Source organism: Amycolatopsis sp. QT-25 (genome assembly GCF_029369745.1).
Lineage (GTDB): Bacteria > Actinomycetota > Actinomycetes > Mycobacteriales > Pseudonocardiaceae > Amycolatopsis.
Genome location: NZ_CP120210.1, coordinates 204,237 through 230,474 on the forward strand (window position 1 = coordinate 204,237; position 26,238 = coordinate 230,474).

At 68.5% G+C, this 26,238-nt stretch carries 24 protein-coding genes; 20 read left to right on the top strand and 4 right to left on the bottom strand.

The features are described from left to right. Positions 1-41: 41 nt before the first annotated feature. The 9 genes from P3102_RS00970 to P3102_RS01010 all read left to right on the top strand — a co-directional run bounded on the left by P3102_RS00970 (position 42) and on the right by P3102_RS01010 (position 9,075). Positions 42-1,172: a DegT/DnrJ/EryC1/StrS family aminotransferase gene (locus P3102_RS00970; RefSeq protein WP_276365746.1), complete on the top strand. Its 1,131-nt coding sequence runs from the start codon at positions 42-44 to the stop codon at positions 1,170-1,172. A 7-nt stretch (positions 1,173-1,179) separates the two neighbouring features. Then, on the top strand, positions 1,180-2,112 hold the full coding sequence (locus P3102_RS00975; RefSeq protein WP_276365748.1) for an NAD-dependent epimerase/dehydratase family protein: 933 nt from the start codon (positions 1,180-1,182) through the stop codon (positions 2,110-2,112). A 26-nt stretch (positions 2,113-2,138) separates the two neighbouring features. Beyond that, on the top strand, positions 2,139-3,335 hold the full coding sequence (locus tag P3102_RS00980) for a glycosyltransferase family 4 protein (protein ID WP_276365749.1): 1,197 nt from the start codon (positions 2,139-2,141) through the stop codon (positions 3,333-3,335). Continuing rightward, positions 3,322-3,948, top strand: a complete 627-nt coding sequence (locus P3102_RS00985; RefSeq protein WP_276365751.1) for an acyltransferase — start codon at positions 3,322-3,324, stop codon at positions 3,946-3,948. Before P3102_RS00980 ends, P3102_RS00985 begins: the two co-directional genes overlap by 14 nt. A gap of 601 nt (positions 3,949-4,549) precedes the next feature. Continuing rightward, positions 4,550-5,125 (top strand): Uma2 family endonuclease, encoded by a 576-nt coding sequence (locus P3102_RS00990; RefSeq protein WP_276365753.1) that lies wholly within the window; start codon positions 4,550-4,552, stop codon positions 5,123-5,125. Positions 5,126-5,231: 106 nt separating this feature from the next. Then, on the top strand, positions 5,232-6,950 hold the full coding sequence (locus tag P3102_RS00995) for a hypothetical protein (RefSeq protein ID WP_276365754.1): 1,719 nt from the start codon (positions 5,232-5,234) through the stop codon (positions 6,948-6,950). A gap of 207 nt (positions 6,951-7,157) precedes the next feature. Further along, the gene (locus P3102_RS01000; protein ID WP_276365756.1) at positions 7,158-7,733 is read left to right on the top strand and encodes a copper resistance CopC family protein; all 576 of its coding nucleotides are present in this window, start codon (positions 7,158-7,160) and stop codon (positions 7,731-7,733) included. A 71-nt stretch (positions 7,734-7,804) separates the two neighbouring features. After that, positions 7,805-8,314: a SigE family RNA polymerase sigma factor gene (locus tag P3102_RS01005; RefSeq protein ID WP_276365757.1), complete on the top strand. Its 510-nt coding sequence runs from the start codon at positions 7,805-7,807 to the stop codon at positions 8,312-8,314. Then, the gene (locus P3102_RS01010) at positions 8,311-9,075 is read left to right on the top strand and encodes a hypothetical protein (RefSeq protein ID WP_276365759.1); all 765 of its coding nucleotides are present in this window, start codon (positions 8,311-8,313) and stop codon (positions 9,073-9,075) included. The genes P3102_RS01005 and P3102_RS01010 overlap by 4 nt, the downstream gene beginning before the upstream one ends. 72 nt (positions 9,076-9,147) lie before the next feature. Here the strand turns inward: P3102_RS01010 and P3102_RS01015 are convergent, their stop codons facing one another. Further along, positions 9,148-10,107, bottom strand: a complete 960-nt coding sequence (locus P3102_RS01015; protein WP_276365760.1) for a Gfo/Idh/MocA family oxidoreductase — start codon at positions 10,105-10,107, stop codon at positions 9,148-9,150. Then, positions 10,104-11,210: a DegT/DnrJ/EryC1/StrS family aminotransferase gene (locus P3102_RS01020; RefSeq protein ID WP_276365762.1), complete on the bottom strand. Its 1,107-nt coding sequence runs from the start codon at positions 11,208-11,210 to the stop codon at positions 10,104-10,106. The genes P3102_RS01015 and P3102_RS01020 overlap by 4 nt, the downstream gene beginning before the upstream one ends. A gap of 157 nt (positions 11,211-11,367) precedes the next feature. Between P3102_RS01020 and P3102_RS01025 the strand changes: the two genes are divergently transcribed. The 10 genes from P3102_RS01025 (at position 11,368) to P3102_RS01070 (ending at position 21,960) form a co-directional block, all read left to right on the top strand. Continuing rightward, the gene (locus P3102_RS01025) at positions 11,368-12,093 is read left to right on the top strand and encodes a UDP-N-acetylglucosamine acyltransferase (protein ID WP_276365763.1); all 726 of its coding nucleotides are present in this window, start codon (positions 11,368-11,370) and stop codon (positions 12,091-12,093) included. Positions 12,094-12,149: 56 nt separating this feature from the next. Next, entirely contained in the window at positions 12,150-12,392 is a 243-nt protein-coding gene (locus P3102_RS01030) for an acyl carrier protein (protein ID WP_276365765.1), read from the top strand. Next, positions 12,392-13,117, top strand: a complete 726-nt coding sequence (locus P3102_RS01035; protein ID WP_276365766.1) for a glucose 1-dehydrogenase — start codon at positions 12,392-12,394, stop codon at positions 13,115-13,117. Before P3102_RS01030 ends, P3102_RS01035 begins: the two co-directional genes overlap by 1 nt. Then, positions 13,117-14,523, top strand: coding sequence for an AMP-binding protein (locus P3102_RS01040; RefSeq protein WP_276365768.1), 1,407 nt, complete (start codon positions 13,117-13,119; stop codon positions 14,521-14,523). Before P3102_RS01035 ends, P3102_RS01040 begins: the two co-directional genes overlap by 1 nt. Then, positions 14,520-15,572 carry an acyl-protein synthetase gene (locus P3102_RS01045; RefSeq protein WP_276365770.1) on the top strand — a complete coding sequence of 351 codons (1,053 nt, stop codon included), beginning with the start codon at positions 14,520-14,522 and terminating at the stop codon, positions 15,570-15,572. Before P3102_RS01040 ends, P3102_RS01045 begins: the two co-directional genes overlap by 4 nt. After that, a complete protein-coding gene (locus tag P3102_RS01050; RefSeq protein WP_276365771.1) occupies positions 15,569-16,810 on the top strand; it encodes an acyl-CoA reductase in 1,242 nt (413 codons plus the stop codon). The genes P3102_RS01045 and P3102_RS01050 overlap by 4 nt, the downstream gene beginning before the upstream one ends. Positions 16,811-16,845: 35 nt before the next feature. Next, entirely contained in the window at positions 16,846-17,817 is a 972-nt protein-coding gene (locus P3102_RS01055; protein WP_276365773.1) for a lysylphosphatidylglycerol synthase transmembrane domain-containing protein, read from the top strand. A gap of 293 nt (positions 17,818-18,110) precedes the next feature. Next, the gene (locus P3102_RS01060) at positions 18,111-19,715 is read left to right on the top strand and encodes a hypothetical protein (RefSeq protein ID WP_276365775.1); all 1,605 of its coding nucleotides are present in this window, start codon (positions 18,111-18,113) and stop codon (positions 19,713-19,715) included. Between the two features lie 53 nt (positions 19,716-19,768). Continuing rightward, positions 19,769-21,172, top strand: a complete 1,404-nt coding sequence (locus tag P3102_RS01065) for a hypothetical protein (RefSeq protein ID WP_276371572.1) — start codon at positions 19,769-19,771, stop codon at positions 21,170-21,172. A 53-nt stretch (positions 21,173-21,225) separates the two neighbouring features. Then, positions 21,226-21,960 carry a lysophospholipid acyltransferase family protein gene (locus P3102_RS01070; protein ID WP_276365776.1) on the top strand — a complete coding sequence of 245 codons (735 nt, stop codon included), beginning with the start codon at positions 21,226-21,228 and terminating at the stop codon, positions 21,958-21,960. Between the two features lie 157 nt (positions 21,961-22,117). Here P3102_RS01070 and P3102_RS01075 read toward each other — a convergent pair whose 3' ends face one another. After that, positions 22,118-22,918 (bottom strand): HAD family hydrolase, encoded by an 801-nt coding sequence (locus P3102_RS01075; protein ID WP_276371574.1) that lies wholly within the window; start codon positions 22,916-22,918, stop codon positions 22,118-22,120. A gap of 136 nt (positions 22,919-23,054) precedes the next feature. Here P3102_RS01075 and P3102_RS01080 point away from each other — a divergent pair, with 136 nt between their 5' ends. Further along, positions 23,055-23,948, top strand: a complete 894-nt coding sequence (locus P3102_RS01080) for an LLM class flavin-dependent oxidoreductase (protein WP_276365778.1) — start codon at positions 23,055-23,057, stop codon at positions 23,946-23,948. 220 nt (positions 23,949-24,168) lie between these two features. On the opposite strand, the gene P3102_RS01085 is transcribed toward P3102_RS01080, so the two are convergent. Beyond that, entirely contained in the window at positions 24,169-26,178 is a 2,010-nt protein-coding gene (locus tag P3102_RS01085) for a DUF6541 family protein (RefSeq protein WP_276365780.1), read from the bottom strand. Positions 26,179-26,238: the final 60 nt, after the last annotated feature.

The window sequence follows — 26,238 nt, forward strand, 5'->3', positions numbered from 1 at the left end:
CCCACGCAACGGGAGAGGGCTGCGGAAGCGGGTGAAAAGGTATGTCTGAGCACGAACCGGTGGTCCTTGGTCAGCCGACCGTCGGCGACGAAGAGCTCGCCGCGGTGGCGGAAGTGTTCCGATCCGGCTGGCTTGCCGGTGCCGGGCCCGCTTGCCGCCGTTTCGAAGAACGCTTCGCGAAGACCGTCGGCACCGCACACGCCCTGACCACCAGCAACTGTGGCTCGGCACTTTTCCTCGGGCTGCGTGTGCTCGGCGTGAAGCCGGGCGACGAGGTGATCGTCGGCGACTACACCTTCCCCGCCACCGGTCACGCCGTGCTCCAGGCGGGCGCGACGCCGGTGTTCGCGGACATCCGTCCCGACGTGTGGAGCGCCGACCCGGCGTCGATCGAAAGCTCGATCACCCCCCGCACGGTCGGCATCCTCGCCGTCGACGTCGCCGGGCAGCCCGGTGACTTCGACGAATACCGCGCGATCGCCGACAAGCACGGCCTGTGGCTCTTCGAGGACGCCGCCTGCGCCGCGGGCGCGACCTACAAGACCCGTCCGGCGGGCAGCCTCGCCGATCTGGCCGCGTTCTCCTTCCACGGCCGCAAGGGCATCACCGCGGGCGAGGGCGGCGCGCTGGTCTCGGACCGCGAAGACCTCATCGCGCACGCGCGCAAGCTGCACACTTACGGCATCGAGCCCGCCATCACCCGCGAGGGTTCCGGCGCGCTGCCGATCCCGGAGTTCCACGAGCTGGGCTACAACTTCCGGCTCTCGGACGTGCAGGCCGCCATCATGAACGTCCAGCTCGACCGTCTCCCGGACCTGCTCTCGGCCCGCCGTTCGGTGGCCAAGCGCTACCACGAGGCGTTCGAGAACCTGCCCGGTCTCGACGTCCCGGTGGAACTGCCGGACCGCGAGCACCCGTGGCAGGCCTACCTTCTCACCGTGGCCCCGGAGATCGACCGCGACGCGCTCGCGCTGCGGATCCGCGAGCAGGGCGTGCAGTGCAACTTCGGCACCTACGCCTCGCATCTCCAGCCCATCTACGGCAAGCAGCAGACCTTGCCGGTATCGGCGGACCTCTTCGCCCGTCATCTCGCCATCCCGATGCACGCCAACCTCACCGATGGCCAGGTCGACCGGGTCATCGAGACCGTCAGCGCCGCACTGCCGAGCTAGGAGAGAAATGCCCGACAAGAAGGTCCTCTTCACCGGGGGCGGCGGTTTCATCGCCGCGCACGTCATCCCGATGCTGATCGAAGGCGGCTACACCGTCCGCGTCTTCGACAACATGACGCGCGGCGATCGCGCCCGGATCAACGAGTTCGTCGCCACCGGCAAGGTCGAACTGGTCGAAAAGGACGTGCGCTACGGCGGCGCGGTGCGCGAGGCCATGCGCGGCTGCACGCACGTGATCCACTTCGCCACGGTGTCGATCAACAAGTCGGTCGCGGACCCGCACGAGTCCATCGACATCAACATGGTCGGCAACCACAACGTCTTCGCCGCCGCGGCGGACGAGGGTGTCGAGCGGCTCGTGTTCGCGTCGACCGCGTCCGTCTACGGCGACCCGAAGCGGCTGCCGATGCACGAGGACGACGAGCTCAAGCCGCTCACGCCGTACTGCATCTCGAAGCGCGCGGGTGAGGACATGCTCGGCTTCTACGAGCGCACCAAGGGCCTGTCCTGGAACGCGCTGCGGTTCTTCAACGTGTACGGCCCCGGCCAGAAGATCGAGGCGTACTACACGTCGGTGATCAACCACTTCATCCAGCGCCTGCGCGCCGGCCAGCCGCCGATCATCGACGGCCGCGGTGACCAGTCGATGGACTTCGTGCACGTCACGGACCTGGCCCGCGCCGTCGTCGCGGCGCTCGAGTCCGAGCAGGCCAATGTGCCGATCAACATCGGCACCGGGATCGACACCTCCATCGCGACGCTGGCGAAGATCCTCATCGAGGCCGTGGGTGTCGACGTCGAGCCGCTGTTCAACGAGCGGGACGTGCTGGTTTCGCGGCGTGCCGCCGACATCACGCGTGCCCGCGACATCCTCGGCTGGGAGCCGAAGATCTCCGTGGAAGAGGGCATGTACGAACTGGTGAAGGCCTCGGAGGGATGACCGCCGGGCCAGGGGAGAGCCGCCCCATGCGCATCGCTGTCGTCAACAACTTCTTCCCGCCGAGGGTGGGCGGAAGCGCGCACATGGCGGCGTCCCTGGCCGAGCAGTACGCGGCGCGCGGACACGAGGTGCTCGCGATCACCGCGGCCTACGCCGACGCCCCGGCCGACGAGACGAAGGACGGCTACCGCGTCGTCCGCCTGTCCGCGGTGAAGATGCCGCAGCTGGGCCTGTCGATCGACTTCGACATGAGCTTCGCCTCGCTGCGGCCGGGGAACTGGCGGCGGCTGTGGAAGCTGCTGGACGAGTTCGAGCCGGACGCGGTCCACCTGCACGGGCAGTTCTTCGACCTGTCGTGGCTGGCCGGGCTGTACGCGCGGCGGCACAGGCTGCCGATGCTGCTGACCATCCACACCTTGCTGATCAGCGACAACAAGCTGTACGGCGGTGTGTTCCGGTTACTGGACACCGTGCTGGTGAACCCGATCCTGCGCTACCTCAAGCCGCGGTACGTCATCCTCGACAAGCTCGGGGTCGACTACTGCGTCGAGCGCTACGGCACCAGTGACGCGAACTCGGACTACTTCCCGATCGCCGTCGACACCGGGAACTTCGAGAAGCCGTTGACCCTCGATGTCCGGGCGGAACACGGGCTCGGCGACGGCCCGGTGATCGTCTCGCTCGGGCACGTGATCCCGCTGCGCAACCGGCTCCCGCTCGTCGAAGCCCTGCCGTCCATTTTGGACAAGCACCCCGACGTGAAGGTGGTCGTGGTCGGGCGCGTCTACCACGACGTCTTCCTGAAGCGGGCGGAAGAACTCGGCGTCGCGGAGGCCATCGTCGTCACCGGCGTCGTGCCGAAGGCGGACGTCCCCGCGTACTTCGCCGCCGCCGACATCGTCACGCACGACCTCAACGGCGGCTGCGGCACCGCGTCGCTGGAGGCGATGCTCTCGGGCACCGCGACCATCGCGTCGGTCACCGAGGACAACTACCCCGGCATCGAACTGCGCAACGGCGAGAACATCCTGCTGGTGCGGCCGGACGACAGCGAGGCGGTGGCGGAAACCGTCATCGCACTGCTCGACGACCCCGAGAAGCGGGCTCTGGTGGCACAGCGGGAAAGCGCGATGGTGCGAGCCAACTTCGGCCTCGACGTCGTCGCCGAAGAACACCTGCGTACCTTCGAGAAACTGGTGACCGAGGCCGATGTTCTTCGATGACGAGCGCAGCAACCGGCTGCGCCCGCAGATCCTGACCGAACTCGTCTCGCAGTACATGAACGACGCCGAGCGCGCTCGCTTCTACGGACTGCCGGAGACGACCAGGGTCCGCGAACGGGTCAAGATCATCAGCCCGGAAAACCTGAAGATCGGCGAACACTGCTGGATCGGCGAAGGCGCCGCGCTCGACGCGAGCGGCGGGCTGGAGATCGGCGAACACACCAGCATCGGCCTGAACACGCTGATCTTCACGCATTCCAGCTGGCTCGCGAACATGACGTTGCAGAACCACTCCGGCAGCGACCTCATCGAACGCAAACCCGTGAAAATCGGCAAAGGCTGCTTCATCGGCGGTCTCGTGGTGATCATGGCCGGCGTCACGATCGGCGATTTCGCCACCGTGCAGCCGAACTCCGTGGTCGCCAAGGACGTCCCGCCGCGCACCCTGGTGGCGGGCAACCCCGCGCGCGTCTTCCAGCGCTACGACGACGAGTACATCCAGTCCGAAGTGGAGCGGGTGCGCGGCGAAAACGCGCGACGGCGCGCGCTGGCCGAGGAACGCGGCGACACCCCTGGTTCCTGGGGTGCTCCGGCGGGCGACTTCACGGAGTAGCTCGGTCCGCCCTTGGCGACCCGCCGCGAGTCGTCCGCCCCATCACGCGTGTCGTCCATCGGATCACCTGTGCCGTCCATCCAGTCACGCGAGACCGCCATTCGCGCACCGGCGCGCAGATATTCGAGGGGTAAGGCAAAGGTGTCGTGTGCGAGCGCGGCGCCGGTGACCGGTCCCGATATCCGACCGCGTCTCTCACCGGGCGGATTTCGGAACATCGGCTGACCCGAATCCACACACCCCTCATCCGACGGCACCTTTGCCTTCCCCTTGAACAACCATGAGCCGGTCGGCTCTGACGACCCACACTCTCGGCCGGGGACGGGCAAGCCGCCGTGATATCGGCCGGACGGGCGGCGCGGGCTCGCTGCTACAGGCGGTGACCAACAGGAGCGTGCCTGCGATCATGAGCCCCCCGGTTCTTTTACTGCCCAGAAGGTAGCCGAACTGGGAAAACGCCGGAATCACGATGGGGCAACCAAAGGCGCGACGTGCTCCCCCGCAACTGCTCACCGTAATGGAATACTACTTTCCGTGGTGATACGTTGTCCGGGAAACCGTGGGAAGATGGTCTGGTGAGCACCGGCGAAGGAGGAGTTCGATGAGTGTCGTGCAGTGGCCTCACCGCCTTTTGACGCTCGACGACTGGGCCGCGTTGCCGGAAGACCCGGAACACCGGGTCGAAGTCGTCGAAGGGGTCCTCGTCGTGTCGCCGCGTCCGTTGCTGGTCCATCAGTGGGCCGTCACGCGTCTGGGCTTCTTGCTCCATGACCAGCTGCCCGCCGGCTTCAGTGCCTGGAGTGAGGCCGAGATGATCATCGGTGCCGTCCCGCTCACCGTCCGGGTGCCCGATGTGGTGGTCGCGAGAACAAATATCTTGGAAAGCAGTCCGGCTCGTGTTCCTGGGGACGCGGCACGATTGGTCATAGAGGTGCTGTCCGAGGGCACCGTCCGCACCGACCGGGTCACCAAGTTCTCCGAATACGCCGAAGTCGGCATCGAGCACTACTGGATCGTCGACCTCGAAGACCCGGCGAGCATGACCACCTACCGCCTGATCGACGGTGAGTACGAGAACTTCGGCGAGCACACCGGCAAGGTGAGCCTCGACTTCGACGGCATCCCGCTCACGCTTGACCTCGACGCGCTGACCACTCGCCACGCCCAGCGTCCCTGACCGCTCGCGTCGTATCGCCGATGAACCGGCGATGAACCGCCTTCCGGCAGTGTCTCGTCCGTATGGGTCATGGCCGGAACCCCGGCCACATGGACGAGGTGGTCAGATGACGAGCGGATTCAGCACTGTCCCGCGCGTCCTCGGTCAAGTGACGACCGGGGCCGCGTTCGCGCTTTTCTTCGGCCTGGCGGGAGCGGCGACCGCGCACGCGAAACAACCTGGTGACGGCGGTACCGACTGCCGGGCCAGTTCGAAGGGCTGCGGTGGTGGCTCGGGCAAGGGGCACGACAAGACACTCGGCCTCGCGCCGCTGAAAAGCCAGCGTATTCCTGATTTCAGCACTCCTTCGAATCCGGAAAAGAAGCCGGAAAATAAGACAGAGAAAAAGACGGAGAAAAAGACGGAGAAAAAGCCGGAGAAAAAGCCGGAGAAAAAGCCGGAGAAAAAGCCGGAGAAAAAGCCGGAGAAAAAGCCGGAGGGAACCAAGTCGAAGAAGTCCGAACCGGCAAGGAAGAAGCCGGAAAAGTCGCGGTCCGATCGGCCCGAGGAACGTCGTGAGGCGGACAAGGACGACGACCGCGGCAAAGGTGACCGCAAGGACCACGGTAAGGACGACAGAGGCGAGGACAAGGGCAAGGATCGCGGCAAGGACGAGGACCGCGGTAAGGACGACAAGGACGAGGGTAAGGACAAGGATCGCGGCAGGGATAAGAACCGGGGTAAGGACGACAGGGACGAGGACAAGGGCAAGGACCGCGGCAAGGACGAGGACCGCGGTAAGGACGAGGACCGCGGTAAGGACGACAAGGACGAGGACAAAGGCAAGGACCGCGACAAGGACAAAGGCAAGGATCGCGGCAGGGACAACACCGACAACACCGACGGCAAGCACGACAAGCACGAAGACCGCGGCGACGAAGGCGACGACAAGAAACCCGAAAAGAAAAAAGACAAGAAGTCCGACGACAACGGGAACGACAAGTCCCGGCCGTCGCGGGAGGGCAAGCGAAATACCAAGTCGGTGAGCACTCCGGAAAAGATCCAAACCAAAGTGACGCCGGTGAGCGCGACGTCGGTGCCGGCGGGTGGCGGTCTGTTCGACGATGAGGAAACCCCGCCGTTCCGCGTGAATCCTTTCTGCCAGACCAGGAGCTGTGACATCGCGACGTGGGAGCTGATCAAAAGGTCACCCGGGGCGATCGAGGAAGGGCCGGGTCTGGAGGGCAAGTCCATCGAACCAGACGGGAAGGGCGGTTTCGGTGGGTACGAAGGGGGCGCCTACCTGGAGCGCTACAAGTTCGTCGGCCCGAACGGGGGTGATCTCGGTTCACTCAAGTTCGGGGCGGACGGCAAGGTCGAGGGTGGACTGTCCCTCAAGGACGGCCTCATGTTCGGTGCGGAAGGGTTCCTCGGCATCCGTCCGAGCGGTCCGGAACTCGATGGCCGAGTCGGCCCGCTCCAGGTGTCCGGGGCCCCCGAGGCGCCCTTGGGTCTCAACGCCAACGTGGAGGCCGGGATCACCAGGGAGGACGGGCTGAAGGTGGGTGCCGGGATCAACGCGGCACAGAAGGTGCAGGCTCCCGAATTCGAGGCGGATCTGGGGCTGTTCGCGGTCAAGGTCCAACCGGAGGGGTGGATCGGGCCCGGAGCCGAGGTCGAGCTGGGCATGGAGAAGGACGCGGACGGCAGGTTCCACATCAGGCCCAAGATCGCCGCCTCGCCCTTCGTCGGTGGCGGGCTGAACTTCGACTTCTCGGTTCCGTCGCCGACTCCCGCTGAGGCGTACGACATCGCGAGTCAGAAAGCGACCCTCGGCGGGCGATGACCGCCGCGGGCGCGCACCGCCGTCGTTGTCGAGGGGGCAGCGACGGCGGTCCTGTCGTGAGCCCGCGGACGGCGATGTACCGCTGATGAATCGTGGCCTGTGCTGCACGCCGCACGGGTCCGGCGACCACGCGATCCGGGGAACCACCGCATCCTCGAGTCCGGCTACTAGGCTCGACGGGGAGTTCCCCGGTGAGAAGGGTGTCAGATGAGGTTCAAGCGGTTCGGCGTGTCCCTGCTGGTCGCCGGGTTGGCCCTGCTGGGCACCGCCTCCCCGGCGCTGGCCCATGCGGAGCTTAAGAGCAGTGACCCCGCGAGGGGTGCTTCGCTGGCGACGCCGCCGACGCAGGTCAAGCTGACCTTCTCGGGTCCGGTCACCCTCGCCGACCAGAACCCGATCGAGATCACCGGCCCCGAGAACGCGTCGTGGACGGTCGGCCGCGCGGAGGTCGCCGGATCGGTCGTCACGGCGCCGGTCCAGGCCGTCGGCCCCGCGGGCGAATACACGCTCCGCTACAAGGTGACCTTCGAAGACACGCACGCCGCGAGCGGTTCGGTGAAGTTCACCCTCAGCGCGCCAGTGGCAAACCAGAGTGCCCCCGCTCAGGCCTCGTCGAGCAGCCAAGCCCCGGCTCAGGGGAGCAGCAGCGCGGCCCCGGCACCGCAGGCCGGCGAGACCACTCCCGAAGACCTGGTGCCGGCCTGGGTGTGGATCGTCCTCGCGGTGGCCGTGGTCGTGGCGGGGATCGTCGTCGCGCTCCGGTTCGTTCGCCGGAAGGGCTGAGCCGTCACGGAACGGCAGCGGTCGAGGCAACCTTTCCGGTGGCCAACCGTCGAACGGAGATGAGGACCAGGGTGGCTCGCGGCGATGACGAGTTCGTCGAGTTCGTGCGGAACTCGGCGACCCGTCTTCAGCATGCGGCCTTCCTGCTCACCAGCGACCGCCATCAGGCGGAGGACGCCGCCCAGACGGCGCTCGCCAAGACGTACGCGGCCTGGTCGCGGGTGCGCCGCAAGGACGCCTACGCGTACGCGCGGCAGGTCCTCGTCAATCACGTCATCGACGGCTGGCGGCGCCCGATCCGCGAGAACGCCACGGAGGACCTCCCCGAGCAGCCGAGCGGTCTGGACGTCGCCGGTGCCGTCGTCCAGCGGAAATGGCTGCTTGACGCGTTGCGTACGCTCACAGACCGGGAGAGAGCCGTCGTGGTGCTCAGGCACTTCTTCGACTTGAAGGAATCCGACGTGGCCGGCGAACTGGGTGTCTCGGTCGGCACCGTGAAGAGCACCAATTCCCGCGCCCTGACCAAGCTGCGGATCACCGCGGAGGACGGCTCGGAACTGATCGGCGGGCTGGGACGATGACCGACCTCGAGACACTGCGCTCGGCTCTGCGGGAACAGCCCGCCGACGGGTTCGCCGAGCCCGACCTCGGCGCGATCATGGCCAAGGGCAGGCGGATCCGTCGTCGCCGACGGCTCGCGACCGGCGCGGGCGGGGTCGCCGCCACCTTGGCGACGGTGCTGGTCCTCGTCGGCGCGGTCGCGCTCAAGGGCTCCTCGTCCGACCAGCAGCCGCTTCCACCCGCCGCGAGCGCGCCCGCGCCACCGCCATCGGCGTCGATACCGGCACCGGCACCGGCTTCGGTGAGCCCGGCCCCCCTCACCGGGGCCGCGTCGGATCGGCCTTTCGGTGAGGCGATCCCGCTCGGGGTCGAGGCAGGAGGTGGCCGTGAGCTGGTGCTCTGCGCCTTCGCGATCGACGAGCCGCAGACGCCGGACGTCAGGTTCGGCCTCCAGGTCGCGTACCGGAACCAGGCGGGCGAGTACGACGTGCTCCTGGCCAGCAACGAGTTCAAGGGTTCCGATCGCTCGTTCGGCTTCCACGCGGTGGACGGCGGAGACGTGATCCGGGGGACGTTCGTGCCCGTCTTCGGCTACTTCGCCGGTCCGGCGGCGCGGATCACCAGCACGGTCCGCGGGAAACCGGTCGAGGCCAAGGCGATCCCCTGGAGTGAGGATCCGTCGATCGTCATCTTCTGGTTCGACGGCACCCAGGTGGAGTCGGCGGGCGTGCTGACCCCTCTCGTCGCCTACGACGCGAGGGGCCTGCGTCTCACCGAATAACGCAATTCGGCACCTGGTTGCGTTCCTTGCCCGGGCAAGGAACGCAACCAGGTGCCGAATTGCGAGGAAAGGTCAGGCCGCGGCCTGCGTCAGCACCTGGTCGACGACGGCGTGCGAAGGCAGGATCAGGTCCCGCTCGGTACCGGCGTCGATCTTGCCTTCGAGCAGGTCGACGAACCGGTCCAGCTGGGTCGCCAGCGGCTCGCGCGCGGTGACCAGTTCCGGGATCTCGATGACGGTCTGCTGCCGGTAGCCGAGGCCGTCCTCGGTCACCGAGTCGTGCGAGACGTGCCGGTAGATGGTGACGTCGCGGCGGAGCAGGTCGATCTCGATCATCCGGTCCAGTTCGGACACCCAGAGCGAGCGGACCTTGCGCTGGCCGAGGCGAGACGCGGAAACCGTGGCGAGCCCGGATTCGAAGGACAGCACCGTCTCGATGGTGTCTTCGGCGCCTTCGACCGAGTTCGGGTGGAAGTAGCCGGCGCCGGAGGCGACCCGCTGCGGGGTCGCGCCGCCGAAGAACTGGATCGCCAGGTCGACGTCGTGCACCAGCAGGTCCCACGCGACACCGGTCCTGATGCGCGGCGCGTACGGGCCGTGGCGGCGGGCCATCAGGTGGATCGGCTCGTTGACCAGCGCCCGCGCGGTCAGCACGGCCGGGTTGTAGCGCTCCAGGAGCCCGCACATCAGCGGGACGTCCTTCTTCGCCGAAAGCCCGACGATCTCCTGGGAGAATTCGAGGCTGTTGCACACCGGCTTCTCGACCAGCATCGGCTTGCCCTGGCCCAGGATCTCCTGTGCCAGCTCGTAATGCGCCTCGGTGGCCGAAGCGAGCACGACGGCGTCCACATCGGACAGTGAACCGATTTCGGGCGTCCACTGGGTTTCGTAGCGTTCGGCGACCTTGCGACCGGCCTCTTCGCGCGGGTCGATCACGCGGACGAGGTCCACGCGCTCGTTCGCGGCGAGGACACGGGCGTGCAGCGAACCCATGTTCCCGGTGCCGATGAGGGCGATCTTGTGCGTGGTCATGCGCCGAGTACCTCGCGAACCGTTTCGATGATGGTGTCCAGGTCGGACTCGGAGAGGTGCGGGTGCACCGGCAGGGAAAGCGCCTGCGCGGCAACGGAAGCGGCCACTGGGAAGTCTTCGACCTTCGCGTCGGGGATCAGCGGGTCGTTCCGGTAGCAGTCGTAGTCGAAGACGATCTTCGGGTAATAGATCCCGTTGCCGATACCGCGCTCGGTGAGGGCGGCGGCGAGTTCGTCACGCGAGAGGAAGGCGTGCGGGCCGACCAGCACGGTGTACTGGTGCCACACGTGCTCGCGGCCCGGCAGGACCTGCGGGAGATCGAGACCCGGCGTACCGGCGAGGCCTTCGGTGAGGCGCTTCGCGTTGGCCTGGCGGGCGGCGGTGAGCTGATCCAGCTTCTCCAGCTGCGGGATGCCGACGGCGGCGTGCAGGTCCGTCATCCGGTAGTTGTGCCCGGCGACCTCGTACTGGTACCGGGCGCGCATGCCCTGGTTGCGCAGCACACGCAGCGCGTCGGCCAGCTCGTCGTCGTCCGTGGTGATCACGCCGCCCTCGGCGGTGGTGACGTTCTTGGTGGCGTACAAGGAGAAGCAGCCGATCCCGAAGGAGCCCGACGGCCTTCCCCGGAACGACGCGCCGACGGCCTGCGCGGAGTCCTCGATCACCTTGAGACCGCGCTCGGCGGCCAGTGGCGCGAGCTTGCCCATGTCCGCCGTCTGCCCGTAGAGGTGCACGGGCATCAGGACCTTGGTGCGGTCGGTGATCGCGGCGGCGACGGCGTCCGGGTCGATCGCGAAGTCGTCACGCCGGATGTCGGCGAAGCGGACGGTCGCGCCGGCTTCCAGGATCGCGTTGAGCGTCGCCACGAAGGTGAACGGCGAGGTGACGACCTCGTCGCCCGGCTGGAGGTCGAGCGCCTGAAGGGCGGCGACCAGCGCGGTGGTGCCGTTGTTGACGGCGATCGCGTGCTTCGTGCCGGAAACGCTCGCGAACGCGTCCTCGAAGCGCTTGACCATCGGTCCCTGTGCGATGGCGCCGGATCGCAGCACCTCGACGACGAGGTCCTCCGCGTCACGGACGTCGACCACGGTAATGGGGATCATCTGCAAGTCTCTCTCGACTGGGCGTTCTGGTGCGTCCGGTACAGTGAGCCGCCGGTTCTGCGCCCGGCCGCCCTCTCTGGCGCGGGCCACACGTTACCGGGACCGCCGAAGCGCCCAAGACCCCAGGCTGTCTCCAGCCACGACGAACGGAACTCACGTGGTGAACCGCATCCACCCGACAGCAGTCATCGGCGAGGGTGTCGAGCTCGGTGAAGACAACGTCATCGGACCGTTCACGGTCATCGTGGGCCCCACGCGGATCGGGGACGGCAACTGGATCGGCCCGCACGTGACCATCGGGACCCCTGGCGAGGACCGCGGCCGCGAGCACCCCGCCGCCTGGGAGGCCGCGCCGAACGGTGATCCCGAGCACGACGGCCACGGCGTCGTCATCGGCAGCCGCAACCGGATCCGCGAATACGTGAGCGTCCACCAGGGCACCTGGCGCACCACCGGCATCGGCGACGGCGGCTACTTCCTCCGCGGCTCCCACATCGCCCACGACTGCGTCGTCGAGGACGCCGTCACGGTCGCTTCGAACGTCATCACCGGTGGTCACTGCCACATCTGGTCCGGGGCGAACCTGGGCATGGGCGCGATCCTGCACCAGCGGGTCGTGGTCGGCCCCGGCGCGATGGTCGGGATGAGCTCCGCGGTCCGCAAGGAGGTGGGCGCGTTCACCATCGCCGTGGGCAACCCCGCGCGGGTGACCGGCGTCAACACCGTGGGCCTGTCCCGCCGCGGGCTGGACGAGGCCACCATCGAGGCACTGGGGCCGTGGCTGAAGGGTAAGGCGGGTCTCCCTGAGGACGGGCTGGCCGACCGCCTGCCCGGCGACCTCTCTACCTTGGTGAAGGCGTGGGACGCCCGTCCGCGCGAGTGAGTACGTGAGTGGGAGCTCGCAGAGGTCGCGCGTTCCGGAGAAAAAGGAGTATCAAGATGGCGGAAGTCGCCGGCAAGCTGCGCGAGGTCTTCGTCGAGGCGCTGGATCTAGATGTCGACAGTGTTGATGTTGAAAACCTGAAGTACCGCGACATCGAGGCGTGGGACTCGGTCGGTCACATGGCGCTGGTCGCGGCCATCGAGGACGAGTTCGAGGTGGAATTCGACACCGACCAGGTGATCGACATGTCCAGCTTCAAGGTCGCCGTCGACATGGTGACCGACCTCCGGAACAAGTGATGCTGGACGGCAAGACGGCCCTGGTCACCGGGGGTACCCGGGGCATCGGGCTGGCCACCGCGCGGGTGCTCGCCGAGGCGGGCGCCACCGTCGTCCTGACCGGCCGCGACGAGGCCAAGGCCAAGGAAGCGGCGGCCGCGGCGGGGGCCGCGAGCGGGCTCGCGCTGGACGTCACCGACGCCAAGGCCGTGTCGACGCTGGTCCGCGGGGTGGCCAAGGAGCACGGCAAGCTCGACATCGTGGTCGCCAACGCCGGGATCATGGAGGACGCGCTCCTCGGCATGATCCGCGAAGAACTGGTCGACGCCACACTGAGCACGAACGTCGCCGGCACGCTGCACACCGTCCAGGCCGCGGCCAGGGCGATGATGCGCAGGAAAACCGGCTCGATCGTGGTGCTGGCTTCGATCGTCGGCGAGTACGGAAGCGCCGGTCAGACGGTGTACGCGGCCTCGAAGGCGGCGGTGGCGAACATCGCGCGTTCGGCCGCGAAGGAGCTCGGCCGTTCCGGGATCCGGGTCAACGCGGTGGCGCCCGGCGTCATCGACACCGACCTGACCTCCGGCCTGACCGAGGACGCCAAGGCCGAGAACATCGGCAAGACCCCGCTCGGGCGGCTGGGCACGCCCGAAGACGTGGCGAACGCGATCCGGTTCCTGGTCGGTGAGGACGCCTCGTTCATCACCGGCCAGGTGCTGGGCATCGATGGAGGACTCGTTCTCTGATGACCCTGGTGGGTGTGGGTGCGCGACTGATCGACGTCACGAGCGGCAAGACGCTCGCGGGCGAGGAACTCGACACCGAGGTCACCCGCGTGGGTGCCGCGTTGTCGCTGCTGCCGCCGGGCGCGTTGTTCGCGCGGATGTCGGTGGACCTGCCCAGCGTGCTGACCTATCTCGGCGCGTTCGAGGCCGGCCGCGCGATCGCGCTGATCGACCCGGCGCTGGACGCCGACGTCCTGGCCGGGCTCATCGAGCGGTTCCGCCCGGCCGCCGTGCTGTCCGCGCCGGACGCGCCCGCACCCGAGGGTTACGGCGTCTCCGACGGGCTCGGGTCCGACTGGGTTCGCGAGTCGCCGGAGGGCGTCGAGCCGCATCCTCACCTGGCCGTCCTGTTGCCGACCAGCGGCTCCACCGGCAACCCGAAGCTCGTCCGGCTCTCACGCGGCGCGATGCTGGCGAACGCCGACGCGATCGCCGAGGTGCTCGGCATCGACCGCGACGAGGTCGCGCCGACGAGCCTCCCGCTGCACTACAGCTACGGCCTGTCCGTGCTGAACTCCCACCTCGTCCGCGGCGCGACCGTGGTCATCGAGCCTTCGGGGGTGCTCGGGCGCGGGTTCTGGGACGCGGTCGACGAGCACGAGGTCACCTCGCTCGCCGGGGTGCCGTACCACTACGAGATGTTGCGGCGCCTGAAGTTCGACCCGGCGAAGTACCCGACGCTGCGCACGCTGACCCAGGCGGGCGGCAAGCTCCGCGACGACCTCGTCGCCCAGTTCAACGACAAGATCCGCGCGGTCGGCGGGCGGATGTTCGTGATGTACGGGCAGACCGAGGCCGCGCCGCGGATGACCACCGTCCCGGCGGAGCGGCTCGCGGAGAAGCTCGGCTCGGCCGGGCCCGCGCTGCCCGGCGGCTCGTTCGCGATCCGGCGCGAGGACGGTTCCGAGACCACTCATCCGAAGATCGTCGGCGAGGTCGTCTACCGCGGGCCCAACGTGATGATGGGGTACGCCGAGGACGAGGCCGGGCTGGCCGCGGGCGACGAGTACGGCGGTGTACTGGCCACCGGCGACCTCGGATACCTCGACGAGGACGGGTTCCTCTACATCACCGGACGGCTCAAGCGGATCGGCAAGGTCTTCGGCAACCGGGTCAGCCTGGATGATCTCGAGCAGGCCGTGCGTTCCGCCTCGGTGGGGATCGACGTCGTGGCCGCCGTTCCGGCAGGGGACAAGGTCGTCCTGTTCGCCGAGGCGGCCGACAAGGAGATCTGCAAGGACGCCGCGAAGGCGCTGTCCGAGCGGCTGCACCTGCACACCAGCGGGTTCGACGTCCGACCCATCGACACCGTGCCGCTGCTCGCCAGCGGCAAGATCGACTACCGGTCGCTGGAGGCCCAGGTATGAGCGTCTTTACGTTGTCCCAGGCCGAGCGCGAGAAGCACCTGCTTCCGCAGCTGGCCGAGCTGACCGCGCACCACCGCGAGAACTCCGAAGGCTACGAACGCATCCTCTCGTCGCTCGGTATCGCTCGGGACGCGGAGTTCGCTTCCATCGCGGAGCTGCCGTGGCTGCCGGTGCGGATGTTCAAGACGCACGACCTCCGGTCCATCCCCGAGTCCGAGATCTTCAAGACGCTGACCTCGTCGGGCACCACCGGCGCGGGCTCCTCGCGGATATACCTGGACAAGGCCGCGGCCGGCGCGCAGACCAAGCAGCTCGGTGCCACTCTGCAGGAAGTCCTCGGCGGCGAGCGGCTGCCGATGCTGATGGTCGACACCGTCGGCATCATCAAGAACCGCCGCTCCTTCTCCGCGCGTGGTGCGGGTGTGCTGGGCATGGCCAACTTCGGCCGCAAACACACCTACGTGCTCGACGAGAACGACCGGCCGGACGTCGAGGCGGTCAAGACGTTCCTCGCGACGTATGGCGACGAGCCGTTCCTCATCTTCGGCTTCACCTTCATGGTGTGGCAGTACCTGTACGAGGTCGCGCGTGAGCACGGATTGGACCTGTCCAACGGGATCCTGATCCACTCCGGCGGCTGGAAGAAGCTGATCGACCGCGCGGTCGACAACGCCGAGTTCCGCCGCCGCTTCAAGGAGGACACCGGGCTGACCCGGATCCACAACTATTACGGGATGATCGAGCAGATCGGCACCGTGTTCCTCGAAGGTCCGTCCGGTAACTCGTTGTACTGCCCCGATTTCGCCGACGTCGTGATCCGGGATCCGGAGACCTGGGAAGAGCAGCCGGTCGGTGAGCCCGGCGTGATCGAGGTCGTCAGCACGCTGCCGCATTCGTATCCGGGGCACGTCCTGCTCACCGAGGATCTCGGTGTCTGCAACGGAATCGACGACGGTGACTGGCCGGGCAAGCACTTCTCGGTCATGGGCAGGCTGCCCAAGGCCGAGGCCCGCGGCTGCTCGGACACCTTCCAGGGAGCGGCGGCATGAGCTTGAACCAGCGTTTTCCGCTCGCGGAGGCGATCGAGGTCGACGAGCTCGTCGAAGAGCTGCGGGCCGAGCCCGTCGGCGGACGGCTGCGCGTGGGCGACCCGCGCGTCGTGGAATTCCTGACGAAGTTCGCGCGCAAACTCCTCGCGCCCGCGACCGCGCGCCGCTTCCCGGAACTGGCGTCACTCGGTTTCTTTCTGCGCAAGGGAGAGATCGCGAAGGCGCTCTCCACTTTGGAGACCTCCGGCGACGCGCTGCGCTTCCCGCGCGGGCTGGTCTTCCACGTCCCGCCCGCCAACGTCGACACGATCTTCGTGTACTCGTGGGCGCTTTCCGCGCTGGCGGGTAACCACAACGTCGTCCGCGTGTCGTCGCGGTCGGCAGGCGCCGCCGAAACGGTGCTGGAGGCACTGAACGCCGCACTGTCCGAAGTGGACGCCGACACCGCCGCCGCGATCACCGCGACCCAGCGCATGGTCACCTACGATCGCAGCGACGCGATCAGCGGCGCGCTGTCGGTCGCCGCGGACCTGCGGGTCATCTGGGGCGGCGACGCCTCGGTCGCGGCCTTGCGCAAGTACCCGCTGGCGCCGCACGCGCGCGACCTGACCTTCCCGGATCGGTCGTCGTTCGCGGTCGCGTCGGTGCGAGGCTGGCAGAACGCCTCCGAGGCCGAGCGGCGCGGCGCGGCCGAAGGCTTCTACAACGACTCGTACTGGTTCGACCAGGCCGCCTGTTCGTCGCCGCGCGCGGTGTTCTGGGTCGGTGACGAAGCAGGCGCCCGCGAAGCCGGACAGGAGTTCCGGAAGCTGCTGGCCGAAGTGCTGGCGACGAAACAGCATGTCACCGAGCCCGCCATGGCCGTGCAGAAGCGGGTGTCCGCCTACGGCGCGGCCGTCGACGGGCTCGTCGACGGCATCGAGTTCCAAGGCAACGGCATCGCGACCCTCGAACTGGCCGACCCCGCCGTCCTCCCGCGCGAATGGCTCGGCGCGGGCACTTTCGCCAACGCGCGGGTCGGCACGCTTTCCGACCTGGTCCCGATCGTGCTCCGCAAAGACCAAACCGTCGGCCAATTCGGTTTCCGCAAGGAAGAATTGACCGAATTCGTGACGGAATTGGCGGGCCGCGGCGTCGACCGTGTCGTTCCTTTCGGATCGGCCCTGACGTTCTCCGCCATTTGGGACGGCTACGATCTGCTGGCCGAGTTCAGCCGCTTGGTGACCGTGCAGGTCTGACCAGCGGCGACAGAGGTTTCCGCGGAGGAGGTTCAGTGACGACCGTCGAAACGCCCGAAGGGGAGTCTTCGGTTGCGGTAAAGCAGCCGAAATCCACCAGGGCGAAGATCCTCGACGTCGTCCGCTGGGTCGCGATCCTCCTGGTCGTCGGATTCGCCGCGAAGACCCTGGTCGGCAATTGGGGCGAATTCTGGCGCACGCTGTCCGAAGTCGCCTGGGAATCCTCCACGTTGAGCCTGCTCGCGCTCGTTGCCGCGATCCTGGTGTCGACCTACGGCTGGCAGGTCATGGTCGACGACCTCGGCAAGCCGATCGGCTACGCCCGCGGCGCGCAGATCTGCCTCGTCGGTTCCCTCGGCAAATACGTGCCGGGGTCGGTGTGGGCGTACCTGCTGCAGATGGAACTGGGCCGCAAGGCCGGGCTCGCCAGGGCGCGGATCTTCACCGGTTCGCTGATCCAGCTCGGCGTCGGCGTGGTGTCGGCCCTGGTCGTCTCGCTGCTCGCGGCTCCCGCGGTGTTCAGCAACAGCCCGCGGGCGCTGTGGCTGTTCGTGCTCATCCCGGTCGGCCTGGCGATGCTGCACCCGCGCGTGCTCACCTGGGGCACGTCGCTGGTGCTGCGGATCCTGCGCCGCCCGCCGCTGGACCACCGGCTCAGCTGGTCGGTCGTCGGGAAGGTCTTCGGCTCGTCGACGGCGGCGTGGGCGCTCCAGGGCGTGCACCTGTGGCTGCTGGCGAACTCCGTCGGCGCACCCGGCTTCGGTGGTTTCGTGCTGTGCGTCGGCGCGATGGCCGTCGCCATGACCGTCGGGACGTTCGCGTTCATCCTGCCCAGCGGGGTCGGCGTCCGCGAGGTCGCGCAGGTCGCCGTGCTCACCGCGTCGGGCCTCACCGTCGTCCAGGCGACGGCTTTCGCCATCGCTTCCCGGGTCATGTTCACCGTCGCCGACCTGATCACCGCCGGCGCCGCCGCCCTCTCCGCCCGCCTCGCCGACCGCCGCAATTAGTCACCTACTTGCGGTCTTTCCCCTCGCGTCGGTCGCCGTAACGCCCGCAAGTAGGTGACTGATTGCGGTGGGGCCGGTCGCCCGCCACACGGTCAGCCGCACCATCGCCGCTCGCACCCAGGGGCGTTCCACCTTGCCGGGCGAAACGGCGGAACGTTGGCTATTTCGTGCACACTTGCTGGACCGTTCGTGTCGATCACCGCGCCGAAGGAAACACATCGGCGCGGTGATCGATACTTGACCGTAGTCTTTTTCATCAGGGGAGTGGCTCGGCCCGGGAGGGTGGGGATCAGGTGGTGCTCGCGCTCGTCGTCGCCTGGTTCGTGGTCGCGGTCTTCGTCCTGGTGGCCTGGCCCAGGATCGGTGCCGACCGCCGGTGGCGTGCCGCCGCGCTGACGCTCATCCTCGGTTTCTCACTGCTGCACCAGCTGCTGTTCTCGACCATCGCGGAAGACGCGTACGTCACTTTCCGCTACGCCCAGAACATCGCCGACGGCAACGGCCCGGTGTTCAACACCGGCGAGCGGATCGAGGGTTACGCGAATTTCCTCTGGATGATCCTCATCGCGTTCCCGAAGGCCGCTTTCGGGGCCGACATCGAGACCTCCGCGATCGTGCTCGGCATCCTCTCCGCCCTCGGCGCCGTCCTGCTCGCGTGCGTGACGGTGAACCGGGTGGTCGCGCGGGCGGTCGGCGAGCCTCGGCCCGCTTACGGGGTGGCCGCGGCGGTGCTCGTCGCGGGCGCCGGGGGCCTTGCCGCGTACGGCGGATCCGGCACCGAGACGCCGTTGTTCGTCCTGCTCGTGTTCGGTGTCTTCGCCTCGCTCGCGGCCCGGCGCCCGGTGGTCGCGGGGGTGCTCGTCTCCTTCGCGATGATGACGCGCCCGGCCGGGTTCCTGCTCGCGGTGCTGGTCGGCGGCTGGCTGGTCGTCGCCGCCTTCCGCGGCCGGTACACCTGGTGGTCGCCGGTGGGCTGGCTGCTCGGCGGACTGGTCTTCGTGGTGCCGTGGATGGTGTGGCGCGTCACCTACTACGACCACGTCCTGCCGACCTCGGTCCTCATCCCCTTCGACGAACGAAGCCGGTGGGACCACGGCTGGCACTACCTGTCGGGTTTCTCGGTGGCCCACCAGGGGTTCCTGCTGCTCGGCCTGATCGCGGCGGTGGCGCTGCTCCTGCGCCGCACCGGACGGACTCCGCACGAGGCCGAGGCCAGGTCGCTGGCCTGGCTGATGCTCGTCACCGCCGTCGCGCTGACCGCTTTCGTGGTGTTCTTCGGCGGTGACGCCGGACCGGCCTGGCGACTGCTGGCGCCGATCCCGCCGCTGCTGTCGGTGGCGGCGGTGTCGGTCTACGGCGTGCTCACCGCCGCCGCGAAACCGAGTCCGCGCCCGCGGCTGCCGGTCCAGCGGCTGATGCCCGCCGCCGCGGTGGCGTTGTCCGGGCTCGCGGTGCTGGTCTCGATGTTCAGCCCGGAAATGCTCGCGCGCGTGCGTGCCTGGCACGACCACGGCGCGCAGATGGAGGAGATCGGCCGCTGGCTCGACGGTTATCTGCCACCCGGGTCGGTCGTGAGCACGTCCGCGCCCGGTGTGCTGTCGTACCACGCCGGGACGCAGCTGCAGATCGTCGGCGTCCGAGGCCAGACCGAGGAAGCGGGTGAGTCCGTCGTCTCCCGGCGGCATCCGACGATCGCCGTCATCACCGACAGCGGCTACGCGGCGAAGCAGTCTTGCGTGATCGACCCGGCGTACGCGCAGAGGTACCGCGTCGCGACCTTCGTGCGTGAAGGAACCTCGTCGTGGCTGGCCGTGTTCCTGCGGGCGGACGTCGAGCGTTCGGTCAGAGCGGCCCTCGACCGCTCGCCCGATTTCCGCCACGTACCGTGCCCTTCGTGAGCGTTGACGAACACGGCCCTCTCGCGTCGCCGGTCACGGCCGGAAGGCCGGCAGTGTCGGTACCTTCGCACCTGTTCGGCCTCTTTGTGTTCGCCGCCGCGCTCACCGTGCTGCTGGTTCGCTTCCTCGTGCCGCGGCCGGTCGGGATGTCCGACAACGGCGACGGTTTCCGCGTGCTGTGCGGCGCGGGGATCCCGTGGAAGGGCAAGCCGGAGGGGTTCGTCCGGCTTGCCTACACGGCCCCGGCAGGTGAATGCGACGCCACTTATCTCCTGACTCAGAGCTGGTTCGCGCGGATCGCCCGGTCGATCGGCGGTGTGCTCGGCCTCGAATCGACGCTCAGCCTGGTCGTTCTCGGCGTGCTCACCAGCGTCCTCGCCGCCGCGGCGGTCGCGTCGATCGTCGTCGGGCTGCCGTACTCGCGCCGCGTCCGCGGTTTCGCGGCCGTGGGCTTGCTGCTGGTCGTGGCGGACTCGGCGTTCTTCGGCTATTTCGCCTCCGTGCTCGGCGAAGGTGCCGCTTTCCTCGGTCTCCTGCTCGCCGTCGGCGGCTTGCTGGTGGCCGCGCGGCCCGGCTGGTGGCGTTACGCGGGACTGGCCGTACTGCTGTTCGGCGGCGTGGTCGCGGTCAACGCCAAGGTCCAGACGCTGATGATCCTGCCGTTGCTCGCGCTCGCCGTCCTGCTCGTCCGCCCGGCGGGTGTCCGTGGCGTGAAGCGCTGGCTTCCTGTGATGTTCGTCATCGGCGCGCTCGCCGGAGGCACGGCCTACGCGCAGCAGACCGTCGAACCGGCGAAGCTGCCCGACGGCTCTCTCGCCGCGAGGCCGGGCGACGATTCGCGTGAGATCAACATGTTCAACACGATCTTCCTGACCATTGTGGACGGTCGGCACGACACCGGGGCCGACCTCGCCGCGCTGGGGCTGCCCGCTTCGTTCGGCCAGTACGCGGGCAACGGCTGGTGGCATCCGAAGCCCGCGACGCTGGATCCCGAGTACCCGAAGTACCGCGAACAGATCAGCAGGCGCAACGTCGTCGAGTACTTCGCGACGCATCCCTTGCGCACCACGGAAATCCTGAACCGCGCGGCGGGCGACCTGCTCACCGCGCGACCGCCCTACCTCGGCAGCTTCGGCCGGTCTGCGGGTTTCGCCCCCGAAACACAGGAATATCGCGTCCCGATCGTTTCGACCGTGACGAAACTGCTGTCGCCGCTGGGTTTCTTCGCCTTGCTGCCGATCTGGGCCTTGCTCGCCTGGCGTGGCTGGAAGACGCGGCGCGAAGCGGTGGGCATCACGCTGGGTTTCGTGCTCGCGGTGGCCGTCGGGCAGTTCGCGCTGGCCGCGCTGGGTGACGGCCTGGAGAACGTCAAGCACCAGGTGATCGCGCTGTTCTGCACGGTGCTCGGTGTCGCACTGGCGCTGGTGACCTTCGCGCGACGAGAGCGTTCGGAGTGATGTGACCTACGCGACCGTAGGTTCGGCACCCTACGGTCGCGTAACCTGAACGAATGGCTGAGCTCGTTTACCCGCCCGTCATCATGGCGGCGAAGTTGATGTTCCGGGTGCTGGACAACCGCATCCGGGTGGAGGGGACCGAGCACATCCCGTCGACGGGCGGGGCGGTCATCGCCTGCAACCACGTGAGCTACCTCGACTTCATCTTCTGCGGGCTCGGCGCGCAGCCCGCGAAACGCCTGGTCAGGTTCATGGCGAAGAAGGAGATCTTCAGCAACCGCATCGCCGGACCGCTCATGCGCGGCATGCACCACATCTCCGTCGATCGCGGCGCCGGTCTCGCGTCGTACCGCGAAGCCGTCGAGCGGCTGAAGGCCGGCGAGGTCGTCGGCGTGTTTCCCGAGGCCACGATCAGCCGGTCGTTCACCGTGAAGGACATCAAGTCCGGTGCCGTCCGCATGGCCGCCGAAGCGGGTGTCCCCGTCGTGCCGATGGCGCTGTGGGGCACGCAGCGGCTGTGGACCAAGGGCCGCCCGAAGGACCTCACGAAGCGCCACGTCCCGATCTCGATCCTCGTCGGCGAGCCGATGCACCCGAAGGCCGACGAGGACGCCGAAATCCTCTCGAAGGACCTTCGCGTGCGGATGTCCGCGCTCGTGGACCGCGTCCAGGCCGGCTACCCGGCCGAGCCCGACTCCGACGACGAGCGCTGGTGGCTGCCCGCGCACCTCGGTGGCACCGCCCCGACCCCGGAAGAGGCCACGAAGCTCGACCGCGAAGGCCGCTAGACCGCTAGACCGCTAGACCGCCGTGTCGTCCGTCTGATCACGCGTGTCGTCCGCCTGATCCCGCGCACCCCGGCTCCCTCGGCCCGTGCCCTGCCCCTCAGCGGCGGGTTCGCGTGATCGGCTGGACGACACGGCGGGGGAATCCGTTCGGCTCGGCCTAGAACCAGCGTTCGAGTACCTGCGCGACGCCGTCCTCCGAGTTCGGGGCGGTCACCTCGTCGGCGGCGTCGAGGGCGTAGCGGTGCCCGTTGGCCATCGCGACGCCGTGCCCGGCCCAGCCGAGCATCTCGACGTCGTTCGGCATGTCCCCGAACGCGATCACCCGCTCGGCCGGGACGCCCAGCCGCTCGGCGACCTCGGCCAGGCCGGTCGCCTTCGTGATGCCGTGCGCGGCGACCTCGATCAGGCCGGTGTTGGTCGAGTAGGTGATGTCCACGGAGCCGTCGAGCACCTCGCGTGCCGCCCGCGCCATCTCGTCGGAGTTCATCCCGCGCCTGCTGATCAGCAGTTTGATCGCCGGGTGCCCGAGCACCTCGGCCCGCGGCGCCTCCGTGCCCTCGTGGTCGCCCCACGGGTTGTGGTAGTCCGGCTCGATCACGAAGTTGCGCATCTCCGGGTCGAGCGCGGATTCGCCGACCCGCTCCGCGGCGAACCGGCAGCCGGGGAGAGCGTGATCGAGAGCACTCACCGTGTCGTGCAGCAGCTGGGGTTCGAGCAGTCCGTGAATCGCCACGATCCGGTCCGTTCCGATCTCGTACAGCACCGCGCCGTTCGCGCACACCGCGTACCCGGTCAGGCCCAGCGGATCCGCGATCGGGGCGATCCAGCGCGGCGGACGGCCGCTGGCCAGCACGAACGGCACTCCGTCCTCGGCGACGCGCCGGACGACGTCGATCGTGCGTTCGGACAGGACCTCCATCGGACCGAGCAGGGTGCCGTCGACGTCGGAGGCGATCAAGAGGGGTTTGTCCACCGGCACATCATCCCCGAAGATCCGCTCATCGGGCGAAGTGTCGGCGGGCACCGCTACCTCCGGCCATGCCCCCGCCGCCGCCCTCGAAGGAGAAGCTTCGCTTCGCGGTACCTTCCGTGGTGTGCGCGTAGGCATCGTGATCCTTCCGGAAGATCGTTGGTGGGCGGCCGAGCCGAAATGGCGGGCCGCCGAGGAATACGGCTTCGACCACGCTTGGACGTACGACCACCTCGGCTGGCGGAACCTCGTCGACGGGCCGTGGTTCAGTGCGCTGCCGACGTTGACGGCGGCGGCGATGGTGACGTCGCGGATCGGGCTGGGCACTTTCGTGGCCTCACCGGTCGCGCGGCACCCCGTGCCGTTCACCCGCGAGCTGACCACGCTCGACGACATCTCCGACGGCCGCTTCATCCTCGGCGTGGGCGCCGGCGTGCCGAACACCCATTACGACGCGACCGTCCTCGACGGCCCCGAACTGTCGGTCAAGCAGCGCACGGACCGCTTCACCGAGTTCGTCGAAGCGCTCGACGGGCTGCTGATGACCGATGGTTTCGACTACGAGGGCGAGTACTACCGGGCCAAGGGCGCGCGGAACCTGCCCGGTTGCGTGCAGCGGCCGCGACTGCCGTTCCTGGTGGCCGCGAACGGCCCGCGCACGATGACGCTCGCCGCGCGGTTCGGCGCCGGCTGGGCCACCACCGGCGGCAAGGCGGACACCCAGGACGAGTGGTGGAAGGGCGTCGCGGAACTGGTGAAGACCTTCGACGAGCGGCTCGACGCCGTCGGCAGGGACAAGGCGGGCGTGCAGCGGTTCCTGAGCCTCGACGCGGCGCCGGTGTTCTCCCTCGCCAGCGTGGAGGCGTTCAGCGACGCCGCCGGCCGGGCCGGAGAACTCGGGTTCACCGACATCGTCACGCACTGGCCGCGGTCCGGCGACTACTACGTCGGCCGCGAGTCGACGCTCGAAGCGGTCGTCAGCGATGTACTCCCGGTACTCCAGGGAAGAAGCGCTTAGGCCGATCGGGTGACCTTGGTGGGCCGGGTAAACCAGTTCCGTCCCCTGGTCGTCTGACTGACGAATACAGCGAGTGGGTGTGGCCGAATCGGCTGCCCCTCATGGGTCACCCCGGGGGTGAATGGGGGACTGAGGCTCGCGTGGTCGCGGCAGGGGCAGTCCGCGACCACGCGAGCCTTGATCTCCGGCAACGGGTGGTCGCGTCACCGGCGGGCGGAGCTCAGCGGATCAGGGTGTAGATCGACGCGCCCGCGTTGCCGAAGTCCTTGCGCAGGAAGCCCAGCCCGTCCAGATCCCGCAACCCCGGCGCCGGCGACTCGCCGATCTTGATCGGCGTGCTCCCGATCAGCACGTGCTTGATGTGCAGCCGCTGCACCGCGGCCCGCACCTCGGGATCGGTGTCGTAGTCCCGGAAGTGCAGCGCCAGGTACTTCGCGTCCGGCGGCGGCACGCCAGGGTCGTAGTGGCCGGCGACCGGGTGGATGCCGGTGATCGCGTACAGCCAGGCCGTCCCGTCGAAGCGCTCGTTGAGCACCTTCTCGTCCGGTCCGATGTCCATCTTGGTCAGTTCGTTCATCGCGGCCAGTTCGTCGGCGCCGACCGGCGGCGTGACCTCGCCCTCGGGGCCGTTGTAGTACAGGAACGACACCGCGTGCGCGTTCGACTCGGTGTAGAAGCCCTTGGTCAGCACGGCCGACGCGGCGACGACGCAGACGGCGGTCGCCGGCCCGAGCCGGGCGGGCAGGGCGGGCCTGCTCTCGACCCAGGACCGGCCGCTCGCCCATTTCGCGAACCAGCGCTGCAGTTCCGCCATCCCGTGCCCGGCGAGCAGGCAGAGCGGGATCGCGGCGAGCGCCATCAGGCGGTAACGGTCGTTCCACCACGGCCGAGACAGCGAGATCACCCACGGTTCGGCGCCGAACGAGGCGACCAGCACGAACAGCACCGAGAAGCCCAGCGCGGCGAGCCCGATCCAGCGCATCCGCCCGAGCCGGAACAGGCTCAGGACGCCGATGACCAGCAACACCGTCAGCCACACCTGCGGAACGCTCAGCACCTGCCGGAAGGTCACCAGCAGCGCCAGCGACTTCAGCACCGGCAGTTCCGAGCCCCACGCTTGATAAGGGTAAGAACCCGAAGTGAATTTCAGGGCGCCGAGAATGTGCGGGGCCGCGAGCAGCGCGCTCCCCACCATCACCGGCACCATCTTGACGACGTCGCCGCCGATGACCCGCCGGCCACGGCGGCCTTCCGGCACGCCGTCGAGCCGTTTGTGCCGCAGCGCGCGGTACCAGCGCTGCACCACCAGCGGGAAGGCGAACAGCAGCGCGCCGAACAACGCCGACGAGTGCGCCGCGAGCAGGCCGACGGCGGTCAGCGCGAGCACGTAACCGGTGTCGAGGCCGGGTCGCGCGAGAAAGCGGGCCAGCGCCACCACGGCCAGCGGCGTCAACACGATTCCCAGCGCGAACGGCAGCAGCCCGCTGGACACCGATTCGTACGCGCCGGTGGTGGCCGCGGCGGCGACCAGCGCCGTGCAGCCCGCGAACACCGCGCGCCCGCCGAGCTGACGGATCAGCGCGACCATCGACAGCGCGAAGATCCCGGCGACCGGCATCGTGATGGCGTTCAGCGTGACCGGGATGGTCGTACCCGAAATCGAGTACACGAGCGAGCCGACCAGGTGATACGCGTTCGGGTAGAACGAGCCGTCCGGGTACCAGTTGATGGTGCCCATGCCGGTGAGTGAGCCGTCGCCGGTCTCGGCGATGTAGCGGATGCCGTTCGCGTGGAACACGGTGTCCCAGCGCTGGAACACCGCCGTCGTGCCACCGCGGGCCGACAGCACCACGAAGATCGAGATCCCGACGGCCAGCGTGACGCAGGCGGCCACGGCGTAGTGCGCGCGTGGATGCCACTTCGTCGGCGGCTCCTCGGCGCCGGGCTCGATCCAGCCGCGCGCCCGCCCCAGCTCGCGCAGGCCGAAGCCGATCCCGGCGAGCACGGCCGTGACGCCCGCCACGGTCAGCGGGTTGTACGACACACCGGCGAGTGCCAGCCACGGACCGGCCAGTCCGGTTACCGTGTAGGACAGCAGCGGGGCCAGGCCGGCCAGGGCCCAGCCACGCAGGCCCGCGGCCCGGCCGACGAGCCCCCCGGGGATCGCCAGAACGGCCAGGTAGGTCAGGGTCGCACCGAAGTACGACCAGAAGGTGTCCGGAGTAGGCACTGCTTCCCAAGTGTGTGTGTCGAAGGTGAAAACCGGTGCTCGCTGCAGGACGCGCTGGCG

Coding starts and splice junctions, on each gene's coding strand:
- P3102_RS00980 (WP_276365749.1), top strand. CDS start 2,139: ATGCGCATCGCTGTCGTCAACAACTTCTTCCCGCCGAGGGTGGGCGGA.
- P3102_RS01030 (WP_276365765.1), top strand. CDS start 12,150: ATGGCGGAAGTCGCCGGCAAGCTGCGCGAGGTCTTCGTCGAGGCGCTG.
- P3102_RS01020 (WP_276365762.1), bottom strand. CDS start 11,210: ATGATCCCCATTACCGTGGTCGACGTCCGTGACGCGGAGGACCTCGTC.
- P3102_RS01050 (WP_276365771.1), top strand. CDS start 15,569: ATGAGCTTGAACCAGCGTTTTCCGCTCGCGGAGGCGATCGAGGTCGAC.
- P3102_RS01010 (WP_276365759.1), top strand. CDS start 8,311: ATGACCGACCTCGAGACACTGCGCTCGGCTCTGCGGGAACAGCCCGCC.
- P3102_RS01040 (WP_276365768.1), top strand. CDS start 13,117: ATGACCCTGGTGGGTGTGGGTGCGCGACTGATCGACGTCACGAGCGGC.
- P3102_RS00995 (WP_276365754.1), top strand. CDS start 5,232: ATGACGAGCGGATTCAGCACTGTCCCGCGCGTCCTCGGTCAAGTGACG.
- P3102_RS01015 (WP_276365760.1), bottom strand. CDS start 10,107: ATGACCACGCACAAGATCGCCCTCATCGGCACCGGGAACATGGGTTCG.
- P3102_RS01000 (WP_276365756.1), top strand. CDS start 7,158: ATGAGGTTCAAGCGGTTCGGCGTGTCCCTGCTGGTCGCCGGGTTGGCC.
- P3102_RS01045 (WP_276365770.1), top strand. CDS start 14,520: ATGAGCGTCTTTACGTTGTCCCAGGCCGAGCGCGAGAAGCACCTGCTT.
- P3102_RS00970 (WP_276365746.1), top strand. CDS start 42: ATGTCTGAGCACGAACCGGTGGTCCTTGGTCAGCCGACCGTCGGCGAC.
- P3102_RS01035 (WP_276365766.1), top strand. CDS start 12,392: ATGCTGGACGGCAAGACGGCCCTGGTCACCGGGGGTACCCGGGGCATC.
- P3102_RS01070 (WP_276365776.1), top strand. CDS start 21,226: ATGGCTGAGCTCGTTTACCCGCCCGTCATCATGGCGGCGAAGTTGATG.
- P3102_RS00990 (WP_276365753.1), top strand. CDS start 4,550: ATGAGTGTCGTGCAGTGGCCTCACCGCCTTTTGACGCTCGACGACTGG.
- P3102_RS00985 (WP_276365751.1), top strand. CDS start 3,322: ATGTTCTTCGATGACGAGCGCAGCAACCGGCTGCGCCCGCAGATCCTG.
- P3102_RS00975 (WP_276365748.1), top strand. CDS start 1,180: ATGCCCGACAAGAAGGTCCTCTTCACCGGGGGCGGCGGTTTCATCGCC.